Source organism: Dehalobacter sp. CP (assembly GCF_047652685.1).
Taxonomy (GTDB): Bacteria; Bacillota; Desulfitobacteriia; order Desulfitobacteriales; family Syntrophobotulaceae; genus Dehalobacter.
Map to the genome: position 1 here is coordinate 1,379,899 of NZ_CP157399.1, position 13,397 is coordinate 1,393,295.

The following is a 13,397-nucleotide window of genomic DNA, read 5'->3' on the forward strand; positions in this document are numbered from 1 at the left end:
GAGGGATAACAGGGTACTAAGGAAAGGAAGATGCACGTGTTAAGGAATTCCTTCGAGCTTGCGCGGGAACTTACCTGTTCGTTGACGGAAATGACAGGTGTTTCCGGATATGAACAGGGCTTAAAAACAACACTTCAGGATATTTTTGCGCCACTCTCAGCAGAGACTTTCTCTGATTTTATCGGCAACTTCTATGCGGTTAAAAAAGGAGAGCACAGCGGGAAACATTCCGTAATGCTTGCTGCGCATATCGACGAGATCGGGTTGATGATCACCCATATTGATGAAAGAGGATTTTTACACTTTGCCACGCTCGGCGGAATTGACCAGAGAACCTTGCTTTACCAGGAAATCCTGGTACACGGAAAGGAAGATCTGCGTGGCGTAGTTTGCCTGGGATCTTCCCACAAGGACAGCAAAAAGCGGCAGACCCTCGATATAGAGGATCTGGTGATCGATATCGGTTTTAATGATGCAGCGGCAGTTCAAATGGTCAAACCGGGAGATATCGCCAGCATCAAAAGGTGCCCGCTGCGTCTGCTCAACGACAGAATATCCGGCAAAGCACTTGACGACAGAGCTGGAGTGGTCGTACTGGCGGTATGCCTGAACGAACTGATGGGTATGAAACATCAGCATGATGTGGTAGCAGTCGCTACGGTTCAGGAAGAAGTGGGTTTAAGAGGAGGACTTACCAGCTCGGAGCGACTTCTGCCGTCGCTGGCAGTTGCCGTTGATGTGACGCATGCCCAAACGCTGGATACCAAAAGTCAGGTTTCCGCTGAACTGGCGAAAGGACCGGTGATTAGTCTCGGCCCGAATATTCATCCCTGGGTCTACACCAGGCTCTCCGACAGTGCGCAGCAGAACAGGATTGCCTGTCAGCGGCAGGCGATTCCAGGGGCGACAGGCACCGATGCCAGAGTGATTCAGTTGACCGGTTATGGCATACCGACCGGGTTGGTGTCCATACCTCTCCGGTATATGCATACATCCGTCGAGACGGCCTCGCTGCAGGATATTGTTGAATGCGGCAAGCTGCTGGCGTATTTCATTGCGTCGTTGCCGGAAGAATTGGAGGAAATCTAACATGCTGTTAAAAGAATTATCTGAGCTTAACGGCGTATCCGGAAATGAGAAACCGGTCAGGGACTTTATTCTGGCGCATCTTAAAGACCGACTCCAAGACAATTTGAATTCGTGCAGGACGGATCAGATCGGAAATCTACTGATAGAGAGAAAAGGGGTCGGCAAAGGATCCGGTGAAAATCTGCCAAAAGTCCTGGTCTGTGCCCATATGGATGAAATCGGCCTAATGGTTACGGAAATTACTGCGGATGGCTATCTGAAATTTCAGACCGTCGGCGGTATTGAACCGGGGATTTTGATTGCCAAGACCGTCGTATTCGACAGCGGTCTGCAGGGCGTCATCGGTTTGAAAGCCGTTCATTTGCAGAAAACGGAGGAAAGAAAAAAAATCCCGGATATCGAGGATCTCTATATTGATATCGGGGCATCTTCCAAGGCAGAAGCAGAAAACGTTGTGAAGCTGGGCGATTACGTCACATTCCCAACGGTATTTGAAGAGATTGGCTCAGGACTGTACAAAGGAAAGGCCCTTGATGACAGGGTGGGCTGTGCGGCGATCATGGAGCTCTTAGAACAGGATTATCCCTGTGATTTGACAGCTGTATTCACAGTACAGGAGGAAGTTGGCCTGCGCGGATCGAAAGTGGTAAGCAATTATCTTCAGGCTGATCTGGCCCTGGTTGTTGAGGCGACACGCGCTGCTGATTTTACTGAATCCGAACGGGAAAACTGGATTGTCACACCAGGAAACGGTCCGGCCTGTTCGCTGATGGATTCCGCAACGGTCTATAAACCTGGACTCGTCCAAAAAGTGATGGCTGCAGCTGCAAAAAATAATATTCCGCTCCAGTTCAGACAAGGAGCTGCCGCGGCCAATGATGCAGGGAACATCCATCAGGCCGGTATCGGCATACCCACGATGACACTCAGTGTACCCTGCCGGAATATCCATACGATGAGCTCCATTATTTCAAAGAATGATTATCAGCACTGCGTGCGGCTTCTTCAATGCATTTTAAATGACATTCACTATTTCTTAAATCTTAATATTTCTTAACATAGTCTGAGGGCTACAGTTCCGCGAAAAGCGAAGCTGAATGCGGAGTGCGGCTCTTTGCGCCAAGGATGGCACAAGAGCCGAAAAGCGGTATTGTGGACCTCAGACTTACCCGAGAAAATACGTCTAACGGAATCCCTGATAAGAAGTAGGAGGCTCTTTATGACAGATACAAAACCTTTAGATTCTTTAGATTTCACCTTACTTCAACAGCTCACCCAGACTTTTGGTCCTTCGGGCCAAGAACACAACGTTGCGGCGCTGATTTTAGACCAGACAAAAAATGATGCTGATACCGCTTATACGGATACGCTGGGTAATCTGATTGTCAGAAAAAAAGGTCCTGGGAAGAAGATTATGATTGCCTGCCATATGGATGAAGTCGGCATCATGGTGACCCATATCAATAAGCAGGGCTATCTGTACTTTGCACCGGTTGGCGGTTTGCGAGATCATGTTCTGCTCGCACAGCGCTTCGTTTTTGCCAACGGGGCAGTAGGTGTCGTCAGCCGTGAAGAGAAAAAGAAGCTGGATGAGAATTCACCGGAACGGCTGTTCCTCGATCTTGGAGTAACCAGTGAGCAAGAGGCCAGAACGATGGTTCGGGAAGGCGATATGGCCGTATTCTCCGGAACCTATCAGGAGACCAAAGACTGTGTAATCTCCAAAGCGCTGGATAACCGGGTAGGCTGTTTTATTGCCTTGGAAGTATTGAAAAGAGTCAGCAGCCAAGATGACTTGTACTTTGTGTTTACTGCCCAGGAAGAAGTGGGCGCGCGCGGAGCAAAAACAGCCGCCTACGCGCTGGAACCGAATCTCGCTTTGAATATCGATACGACGTTCAGTTTTGATATGCCCAGGGAATACGGGGTGCCGCGGACTTCTCTGAATAAAGGTATCGCGATTAAAGTGATGGACAGATCAATCGTCGTATCTCCCCAAATTAAAAACTGGATGGCTGAAATCGCCGAACAGCACGAAATACTCTATCAATGGGAAATCATTACGAACGGAGGCACCGATTCCGGCCCGGTTCACCTGACCAAAGGCGGGATCCCTACCGGGGGCCTGGCTGTTCCAGTCCGGCATCTGCATACGCCAGGTGAAATTGCGTCTAAAAACGATATGCGATCCGGTATATCGCTGTTGCTTGCCTTACTTGCATAAGAGAGAGTAGGAATAACATGAAAGATAAAATCAAACAAATCCTGAATCAGGTTCAGGACAGCCAGATTTCAATCGATGAAGGCTTGCAGCAGCTTGAGCAGATGTACAGCTGTGACATGGGCTATGCGCGTTTGGATACTCACCGTCAGTATCGTAAGGGTTTTCCGGAAGCAATCTTTTGTCCGGGCAAAACGACAAACCAAATTGTTCAGATTGCCAAAAAACTGCACGAGGTTTCCGATCAGAACATACTCGCGACAAGGGCCGGCAGGGAAGTCTATGAGGCCGTCTGCCGGGAGATCCCGTCAGCTGAGTTCAATGAAACCTCCCGCACGATTGTGATCAGAAAAGGGGTTCAAAGGTCTGTTGGCAATATCCTGGTTGTGAGTGCAGGTACTTCAGATCTGCCGGTTGCCGAAGAAGCAGCTGTAACCGCGGAAGCTATGGGCAATAAGGTCGAACGCATGTATGATACAGGCGTAGCAGGTCTTCACCGACTATTGTCCCAGTCGGAGCGGCTGCAGCAGGCCAAGGTGCTGATTGTTGTCGCAGGAATGGACGGCGTGCTGCCAAGTGTTGTCGGTGGACTGGCCGCCAGTCCGGTCGTCGCGGTCCCAACAAGTGTCGGTTATGGCGCGAATTTTGGCGGACTCGCCCCTTTGCTTACCATGCTGAACAGCTGCTCGGAAGGAATCGGCGTTGTTAATATTGACAACGGGTTTGGAGCCGGGTATCTGGCTTCGCTGATTAATCAGGCGGGAATATAACGAGGCCTAAAAATTAAAAGAATTTATTAATAATTGTGATTAATCTTAGTTTTAAATGGAGGAAAGGAGGGGGAATCATGGGAAGCAGCGAAATGGATATTCTGTTATTCTTTACAATCTATTCTTTTTTAGGCTGGATGCTGGAATCGGGGTTTGCCTGCATCGTCCATAGAAGATTTGTCAATAGGGGCTTTTTAGCCGGATTCTTTTGCCCGCTTTATGGTTTCAGCGCTGTTTTAGTGCTTCTTTCTTCTGAATGGGCGAGTTCCGTCTTTGAAAACTCACCGGCCGTAGTACTGATCAGTATTTTGGTGGCTGTCCTGGTTGTTACCGGATTGGAATATCTGACAGGGTTTCTTCTGGAAAAAATATTTCGCTACAAATGGTGGGACTACAGCAACAAAATCGCCAATCTAAAGGGGTATATCTGTCTGGAATATTCTGTACTTTGGGGTTTACTGGCCTTTGTGCTGCTCCAGTATGTTCATCCGGTCATTTCTGCAAGGGTATTCTTGATACCTGCAGAAGTCAAGGCGTATCTGGTCATTGCGTTTGTTGTCTACTTCTTTGCAGATACGGTGAAATCTGTCGGCGATGCGCTGAATCTCAGGGAAGTCATTTTGAATTATGCCAATATCCCCGTAAACAAATATCGAGAAAATGTATTGAAATACAAACGGTTTTTCCTGGCTTTTCCACGCCTGATGGTTTTGAATGCAGGTATCATTAACCGTGATGTAAGGAGCATCCTGAATGAAAGGCTTAACAAAATTAAGGTCGAACTTAAAAACAGATTCCTGTGATTTTGAAGAATACCGGGACTGTATTCAGGAATTGATTAATAACGAAAAACTGTATGTCATGGAGAAGTATATTCATCATAAGCATATCACCTGTCTGGAACACAGCTTTTCCGTTTCCTACACCAGTTTTATTCTTTGCCATAGACTGGGGCTCGACTTCCGGTCTGCGGCGCGAGGCGGACTCCTGCATGACTTTTTTCTGTATGACTGGCATACGACGAAACCGGAGAAGGGGTTGCATGGATTTACGCATCCGTCAGCTGCCCTGGAAAATGCCGGCAAGTATTTTATTTTGAATGATGTGGAAAAGGACATTATTGTCAAACATATGTGGCCCTTAACTGTGAAACCGCCGCGCTATACGGAATCGTTTGTTGTCACCTTTGCAGATAAATACTGTGCACTGTTTGAAATCGTTATTCCAAGATCGGCGATGGCAAGGAAGGATCGTTTAAAAACGCTGCTGATCACTAACCACAATTAGAGAGAAAATAAAAAACCAGGATAGTATCTCATTAGGTTATCCTGGTTTTTTCATGCAGTAATCCTTGAAATTTCCTGAAAGATTTGTTCTTTTCTGGGGACGCTATGTTCATATGCAAATTCCAAAACAAAAATGTGCGAATTAACATTTTAATGCAGGAATATGTTCATTTACACGGAATATATATGTTTAAATAAACATTTGGAGGATGAGAACTATGTCGGTAAAAGTAGCAATCAATGGTTTTGGCAGAATCGGAAGGCTTTGTATGAGAGCTTTTCTTGAATCTTCAGGGGATTTGGAAGTCGTTGCAGTGAATGATCTTGGCAAAGCAGATATGCTGGCGCATTTGCTGAAATACGATTCTACCCACGGTACACTGCCTTACGATGTTATCGTCGAAGCTGGTGTGATGAAGGTCAAAGGAAGCACCATCAAACTCCTGGCCGAAAAGAACCCGGAAGAGCTACCCTGGAAAAAACTGGGCGTCGATGTCGTGATTGAATCGACCGGAAGATTTGTGGACAGGGAAGGCGCAGGTAAACACCTGAAAGCAGGGGCTAAAAAGGTTGTTATTTCGGCACCCGGTAAAGATGAAGATATCACGATTGTGATGGGTGTCAATGACGATAAATATGATCCGGCCAAACATCATATCATTTCCAATGCTTCCTGTACCACCAACTGCCTGGCTCCTGTTGCGAAAGTGATTATGAAAGAATTTGGCATCGAGCAGGGAATGATGACAACAACGCACTCCGTAACCAATGACCAGAGAATTTTAGACTTTGAGCATTCCGACTGGCGCAGAGCCAGAGCTGCATTCCAATCAATGATCCCGACAACCACTGGAGCGGCAAAAGCCGTGGCCCTTGTTTTGCCAGAACTTAAAGGAAAGCTGAATGGTCTGGCAGTAAGAGTCCCGACACCGAATGTATCTTTGGTCGATTTTGTTGTGAATGTCAGTAAAGCGACGACGAAGGAAGAAGTCAACGCCAAGCTTAAACAGGCTGCAGAAGGTGAACTTAAAGGAATCCTTTCCTATAACGAACTTCCCCTTGTTTCGAGCGATTATAACGGCAATAACGCCAGTTCCATTGTTGACGGACTGTCCACAATGGTTATCGGGGATAAGATGGTCAAAGTCCTGGCCTGGTATGATAACGAATCCGGCTATTCGAACAGGGTTATTGATGTGATCAAAATGATGGCTGCTCGCGGGTTTTAATTAATATTGGGTAAATAACATTCAGTTTTAGTGTTTCGGGCCTGTCTACGTGCCACAATTCCGCTTTCGGCCGTTGTGTCTTCCTTGACACAAAAGGCCGCGCTACGCACTCCATGCTCCGCTTGACGCTGGAATTGTGGCACGCAGACAAAATCTGGAGTAATGTAGATGAATCTTTGCATGCTAGTTTATTTTTCGTAGGTTAATTAAGTATGTCGTGCTAGCTGAATTCTTCGAGAGAGGGCGATATGATGCGAAGAACCAAGATCATTTGTACGATCGGTCCCGCCAGTGAGCATCCGGATAAGATCAGACGGCTGATTCAGTCCGGCATGAATGTGGCTAGACTTAATTTTTCTCATGGCAGTCATGAGGCGCATGGAAAAACAATTGTGAACCTCAGGGCTGCTGCAGAACAAACCGGTGTTAATCTGGGGATCCTGCTGGATACCAAAGGTCCGGAGATTCGTACAGGCTTGGTTCCTGAGCAAGGGGTTCATCTGGAAAACGGAAGCAGCTTTATGCTTGATCAGGATGAAAGCCTCGGTTCTGCGGAGCGGGTCTTTGTGACCTATCCGGATCTCTGGACCGAGGTTGTGCCCGGAAATCATATTCTGCTGAGTGACGGGCTGCTTGACTTGGAAGTAACCTCGACTGCAAATGGACAAATCACGACGATCGTCAGGAACGGGGGCCTGCTAAAATCCCAAAAAGGGGTCAATGTTCCCGGCGCCAGTATTCAGCTGCCGGCCCTCACGCTGAAAGATATCGAAGATATTCAGTTCGGGCTGCGAAACGGGATTGATTTTATCGCGGCTTCCTTTACCCGCAAGGCTTCAGATATTCTGGAAGTGCGGAAGGTCGTCGAGGAAGCGAACGCTGCGGTAAAGATTATCGCTAAGATCGAAAGTCATGAAGGTATACGTAATATCGACAGTATTTTGGAAGTTGCCGACGGTATTATGGTAGCCCGGGGAGACCTTGGCGTAGAAATTCCGGTGGAAGAAGTCCCAATTTATCAAAAAGAGATTATTTGCAAATGCAATGCGTTGGGCAAAACAGTCATCGTAGCGACGCAGATGCTGGAATCGATGACGCACCAGCCGCGTCCGACCAGAGCGGAAGCAAGTGATGTCGCCAATGCCATTTTAGACGGCACGGACGCGATCATGCTCTCTGGTGAGACTGCAGCCGGTGAATTTCCGGTCGAAGCGGTACAGACAATGGATAAAATAGCGCACAAGGCTGAAGGGATATTTTTTAAGACCAGTGCCCCGTTGGAAAAAGGACGTAATATTGCCGACGCGATCGGTCATGCCAGTTATACCATAGCAGCGGATCTGAACGCGGCCGCAATCATTACGCCAACCCAGTCCGGCAAAACAGCCAGAATGATTTCCCGTTACCGACCGAAGTCGCTGATCATCGCAACAACGCCTTATCCCGAAGTAGCGAGAAGCCTGACCCTCAGCTGGGGTGTTCATACCATCATTGTCCCGGAAAGTACAGGAACGGACCAACTGCTTTCCGTTGCCGTGACAAGATCTTTGGATCAGAAATTGATTCAAACCGGCGATGTTGTGGTGCTGACTGCGGGTGTCCCAGTCGGCAAAGTTGGCACGACCAATCTGATCAAAGTCCAGGTGGTCGGGAATGTGCTGGCAAAAGGTACCGGAATCGGACGAAGAGCTTATTCGGGGAAAGCAAGCAAAGTTAGCGATCCGGAGAAATTCAGCCAAGGAGATATTCTTATAGCCCCTTTCACGGATGCCGAGCAGCTTCCGGTTATGGCGAAAGCCGGTGCAGTTGTGATTGAACGCGGAGGACTGACTTCACATGCGGCTATTGTCGCTTTGGAATATGGGATTCCGGCAATCGTCGGAGCGGATGACGCTGTACAGAAGATTCAGGAAGGTGTTTTAATTACTGTAGACGCATTGTCCGGTGTTGTCTATGAGGGTTCTGTTGCAATACTATAAATAAAGAACTGACCTGACAGATCTAGTATCTGTTAAACTTAAATTAACTTTAACGTGACAATAGCATAAAATGCATATGTAAAGCTGGAGGTGGGTAGTTGACAGCAGGCAGACAGGAAAAAATCAGATATTTGCTCCAAAAACACGGGCATTTGACGGTAGCGGAACTGGCTGCTGAGTTTAATGTTTCCGAAATGACCATACGCCGTGATCTTAAACAACTTGCTTTGATGGGCTTGATTCAGCGGGAACACGGCAAAGCCGTTTATCCTCAAAACCCTCAAATTAAGAATACCGTCTTTACTACCCGGATCGGCGAAGCCCAAAGTGAAAAGCTTAGCATTGGCCGAGCAGCTGCTGGTCTGATTAATGAAGGAGAATCCGTGATTCTGGATTCCGGAACGACGACGCTGGCGATTGCGCTCGCCCTTGACATAAAATGCACGGTTGTAACGAATTCCCTTGCCGTTGCCGAAATTCTCAGTATGCGTGAAGATATCACGACTGTCCTAACAGGCGGGGAAGTGCAAAGCACGACCTATTCGCTGCTGGGTCCGATGACCAGGGAAAATCTGGATGGTTTCTACGCGGACAAACTGTTTCTGTCGGCGACAGGCATCAGCACGGAAAAAGGTCTTTCGACATCGAGCATGATCGAATCCGAAGTCAAACAGGCCATGATTACTTCGGCCAGGGAAGTTATTCTTGTCGCTCACAGCGCGAAACTCGGTCATATTCTCTACCATACGTTTGCCAAATGGAAAAAGGTGAATAAGTTTATCACCGATGCCGGGGCCTCTCCGGAACAAATTGATAAAATTAAGCAATACGGTGTAGAAGTCATTATTGTTTCTCCTAAAGTATTGCTTCCATAATTCAGCCTTACCGTTCTTTACACGTTGGCACCGGAAATTGCTTACGGTAATATAAAATGATTGCCCATTGCAGTCATTTTTTTTTATAAGCCAGAAGGGAACTTGTCCTTCGTTGTAGAAAATTATATAGCAGTTCAGAATTCGGGAGGAAATTAATGAATCAGCCACAATTCTTTGCAGGACAAAAACTTAATTTTACGACAAACTCCGAATTATTTCACGACATCTATACTGCAGAAATAAAGAATGTATTCCCTGACCACTTGGAATTGGCAATCACTTTACATAAAGGTTATCTGCTGCTGATCCCGATTGGTACCGTGATACGCTGGCTGGTCTCCGATTCGAAAATCGTCCTTACATCCGAAGTGATTTCCCGGCAGCCCGCTCAGCAGAGTTGGTGCGTTACGATTCCAACTATCCAGAGACAGCAAAAAAAATCCAGAGTCATTGCGATCGGCAGCGGTAAGGGCGGAGTTGGTAAAACTTCACTCACCATCAATTTGAGTATGGCTTTAAGCCAGCTTGGTAAAAGAGTTATCATCCTTGATGCTGATATTGGGATGGCCAATGTCGAATTATTGTTGAAATTAAATAATCCGCTGAACCTTACCCATGTCCTGAAAGGAGAGTGCACCTTAAAGGACATTCTGACTCCCGGCCCGGGAGGAATTAAGCTTCTGCCGGGTTCAAGCGGCATTTCATCGTTAACAAATCTCAGTCCTCTTCAGTTTAACCGTATCATATCCGGATTTGCGGATCTGGAAGGTGAATGTGATATCTTTCTGATCGATACCGGAGCGGGTATTTCGGAAGTCGTACTTAAATTTTTGGAGGCGGCGGATGACCTGCTGCTGATTACCACCACAGAACCGCACGCGATGATGGATACATACGGACTGACCAAAGCGCTGGCGTACCGCAATTCGAATATCCGTCCTTACCTGGTGATCAATCGCTGTGAAGATGAAGCTGAAGCGATAAAGTGCTGTGAAACATTTAAGAAAGCTTCGTCCAAGTATCTCAAGCTGCAGCCGGAACTGCTTGGCTGGATTTATGATGACAAAAAAGTCACAAAATCCTTAAAGAGTCAAAACCCCTTATTTTTATCCCAGCCTAATTCTGAATATGCAGTTCAGGTCCTCAGCATCGCCAAAACGCTTCTTGGGAAAAGAGTCACCCATGAAAGGTCCACGGGAATCTTGTCTTTTATCAATAAAATTAAAAGAAATTTTGCCTAGAATATAAGGAATTTCTCAAGGAATAAACGTGTGCGTCAATGAATTGGAAAATTCCTGTATTTTCTTAAGGCTTAATTAATGGTATCATATAGCAGTGTACGAATGACAAGCCAAGGGGGGCGAGAATGATTAGTAGAAAGATAAACAAAAATTATCTGGACAAAATCATACAAAAATTTAAAAAAGTGAATACTGCAGAGGCTTTGGCTAAGCAAGCGAAAAGAATAAAATTTGGCGTCGTGAACTTAGCAAATAAAATCGAATATAAAGAAATTTTTTCGAAGACAGCAGCAAAGATTAAAAATATTTCCTGGAAATCTCCAAAGACGATCGGGATCACCGCGCTGGCTTTGGCAGTGATTTTCAGTGGTTGTTTTTATTTTAGCGCGACAACTCCGGCAGTAGGTATTGTTGTAAACGGCAAAAACATTGGTTATGCAGCAAGTAAATCTGAGGCTAAACAACTGGTTCAAGAGGTTCTTACCCAGCAGGGGAACACAGCCGGAACCGTTGCTCAGACCAGCGATACGATAGAATATAAAAGTGTAAGATTAAAGAATAAAGATTATACCGGGCCGGTGTCTCAAGATGTTTTGGCAAAGGCCATTACACCGTATGTCAATGGATATGGGTTACAGGTGAATGGCAAAGTCGTGGTTGTTTTAGCCAGTGAACAAGACATCAATACTTTGTTGAAAAAGTATGAGGATTATCAGACCAAGCCTTCGAAAAATAATACTGTTTCTTCAGTCAAAATTGTCGAACCGGTCTCCAAAATTGCATCAAAAGTTCACCCGGGTGAAGTCAAGACAGTTGATGCTGCTTTGGAAATCTTGGTTAAAGGCGATGTAGCAGAAACCACGTATACCATTCAAGAAAATGATTCTTTATGGCTGATTGCCCGTAAGAACAATATGCTGACAGACGAAGTGATTGCTGCTAACCCGGGATTTACTGAAGACTCAATCATTCAGCCAGGACAGAAAATTAAGCTTGTTCAAACAAAGCCTTACCTTACAGTACGAAGTGAAGGTACGAAGGTAGTCAGTGAGGTTGTTCCGTTTGATGTGGTTTCTAAGACGGACAGAAGTCTCGGCTACGGTAAGAGTATTATTAAGCAGGCCGGTAAAGATGGTGAAAAGGCCGTTACATATTCGTATGTTGAGGAAAATGGTAAAATGATCGAAAAGCAGGTTGTCAAGGAAGAAGTTGTCAGTAAACCTGTAAATCAGATTGTTGCCAAAGGACCTGGCCGCTCAATTGTCTATGTTGGGACATCCCGCGGATCGGGCAGTATCTCCGGTTTAAGCTGGCCCATCAGCGGAGGCATTACCTCCTATTATGGTTCTCGTCATGGAAGCTTCCATACTGGAATCGACATTGATGGAGTTACCGGCCAGCCCTATTATGCGGCAGCTTCCGGCACCGTTGTGGAAGCAGGATGGGATGGCGGATATGGATACTGCATCATGATCGATCATGGTAATGGCGTATCTACCCGGTATGGTCACTCATCCAAACTGCTTGTCAGTGTCGGACAAACTGTATCGAAAGGCCAAAATATCGGCAATGTAGGCTCAACCGGAAATTCAACAGGATCGCACCTGCATTTTGAAGTAATCATTAACGGCAGTACTGTAAATCCTTTGAACTATCTCTAAAACAGGAATGAAATAGCGCTTGGACAAGCGCTATTTTTTTTAAGTTTCTAAATTATTGAAAAGCTGTACATTTTCCGATAGATATAAGTGCAACCTAAGTTTTCTAAAAAACTTGACAAACAGGATGTAATTGGTAGGATTATTTATAGTATCATTTTTTGGATGGAGTGATAGCATGCCATTTCAGATCGTAGTAGACAGCGCTTCAGATATTCCAAGAGATTTAGCTGAGAAACTTGGGATTATTGTTGTCCCGATGCCGGTAAATATTGATGGGGTTACCTATGCAGAAGGGATCGATATTTTTCCGGACAAGTTTTATGCTAATTTCAAAGATTATAAAGAACTCCCGAAGACTTCGCAGCCTAATCTGAATCTTTTAAAGGATGCCTACGAAAAAGTATTGGCTGAAGGTAAAGAAGTTATTGCCATACACCTGTCTTCCGGCTTAAGTTCAACTTGCCAAACGGCAGTGATGGTGCGGGAAATGTGCAGCGCTCCGGAAAAAATACATATCATCGACAGTCTTGGTGCATCTTTGGGATTCGGGCTGCAGGCCGTACTTACGTCAGAAATACTGTTGCATACCGATATCTGGCAGGAGATTGAACCGCAAATCATGGAGATTAGAAATAAAATGCGGTACATTTTTACCATTGATACGCTGGAATACCTTGTGAAAGGCGGAAGATTAAGCAAAACAGCCGGATTTGTTGCCGGACTTCTAGATGTTAAACCAATTTTGCACATGAATACGGAAGGGAAAATTGATGTATTCAACAAAGTCAGATCCAGAAAAGCTGCGATCCGCAAGCTCATCGAAATCATGAAAAATGAAATCGTCGAAGCAGAAAAGCAAGTAATCGGGATTTCTCATTCGGCGTGTCTGGAAGAAGCCGAAGCCCTGGCTGAAGAAATTAAAAATGCACTGCCTGTCAAAGACGTGATTATTAGTGATATTGGTTGTGTTGTAGGCAGTCATGTCGGACCGGGAACGCTGGCGCTGTATTACCAGTCCGTTCCGAAGATGTAATAGAGGATTGATT

General features: G+C 45.9%; 12 protein-coding genes. All 12 read left to right on the forward strand.

Annotated features, from left to right (window positions below):
• Window positions 1-30 precede the first annotated feature (30 nt).
• The 12 genes from AAH944_RS07060 (at window position 31) to AAH944_RS07115 (ending at window position 13,384) form a co-directional block, all read left to right on the forward strand.
• Window positions 31-1,089: a M42 family peptidase gene (locus AAH944_RS07060; protein ID WP_415537582.1), complete on the forward strand. Its 1,059-nt coding sequence runs from the start codon at window positions 31-33 to the stop codon at window positions 1,087-1,089.
• 1 nt (window position 1,090) lies between these two features.
• Window positions 1,091-2,146, forward strand: coding sequence for a M42 family metallopeptidase (locus tag AAH944_RS07065; protein WP_415537584.1), 1,056 nt, complete (start codon window positions 1,091-1,093; stop codon window positions 2,144-2,146).
• Window positions 2,147-2,308: 162 nt separating this feature from the next.
• Window positions 2,309-3,313: a M42 family metallopeptidase gene (locus AAH944_RS07070; RefSeq protein WP_415537586.1), complete on the forward strand. Its 1,005-nt coding sequence runs from the start codon at window positions 2,309-2,311 to the stop codon at window positions 3,311-3,313.
• A 17-nt stretch (window positions 3,314-3,330) separates the two neighbouring features.
• Complete coding sequence (larB, locus tag AAH944_RS07075) at window positions 3,331-4,080, forward strand: nickel pincer cofactor biosynthesis protein LarB (RefSeq protein WP_415537588.1); 750 nt, start codon at window positions 3,331-3,333, stop codon at window positions 4,078-4,080.
• Between the two features lie 77 nt (window positions 4,081-4,157).
• Window positions 4,158-4,883, forward strand: coding sequence for a putative ABC transporter permease (locus AAH944_RS07080; protein WP_415537590.1), 726 nt, complete (start codon window positions 4,158-4,160; stop codon window positions 4,881-4,883).
• A complete protein-coding gene (locus AAH944_RS07085) occupies window positions 4,834-5,367 on the forward strand; it encodes an HD family phosphohydrolase (protein WP_415537592.1) in 534 nt (177 codons plus the stop codon). The genes AAH944_RS07080 and AAH944_RS07085 overlap by 50 nt, the downstream gene beginning before the upstream one ends.
• A 217-nt stretch (window positions 5,368-5,584) precedes the next feature.
• Entirely contained in the window at window positions 5,585-6,595 is a 1,011-nt protein-coding gene (gene gap, locus AAH944_RS07090) for a type I glyceraldehyde-3-phosphate dehydrogenase (protein ID WP_415537593.1), read from the forward strand.
• Between the two features lie 251 nt (window positions 6,596-6,846).
• Entirely contained in the window at window positions 6,847-8,574 is a 1,728-nt protein-coding gene (gene pyk / locus AAH944_RS07095) for a pyruvate kinase (RefSeq protein ID WP_415537595.1), read from the forward strand.
• A 98-nt stretch (window positions 8,575-8,672) separates the two neighbouring features.
• Window positions 8,673-9,449, forward strand: a complete 777-nt coding sequence (locus AAH944_RS07100) for a DeoR/GlpR family DNA-binding transcription regulator (protein WP_415537597.1) — start codon at window positions 8,673-8,675, stop codon at window positions 9,447-9,449.
• A gap of 155 nt (window positions 9,450-9,604) precedes the next feature.
• A complete protein-coding gene (locus AAH944_RS07105) occupies window positions 9,605-10,690 on the forward strand; it encodes a MinD/ParA family protein (RefSeq protein ID WP_415537599.1) in 1,086 nt (361 codons plus the stop codon).
• A 125-nt stretch (window positions 10,691-10,815) separates the two neighbouring features.
• Window positions 10,816-12,351, forward strand: coding sequence for a peptidoglycan DD-metalloendopeptidase family protein (locus tag AAH944_RS07110; protein WP_415537601.1), 1,536 nt, complete (start codon window positions 10,816-10,818; stop codon window positions 12,349-12,351).
• A 175-nt stretch (window positions 12,352-12,526) separates the two neighbouring features.
• A complete protein-coding gene (locus tag AAH944_RS07115; RefSeq protein ID WP_415537603.1) occupies window positions 12,527-13,384 on the forward strand; it encodes a DegV family protein in 858 nt (285 codons plus the stop codon).
• Window positions 13,385-13,397: the final 13 nt, after the last annotated feature.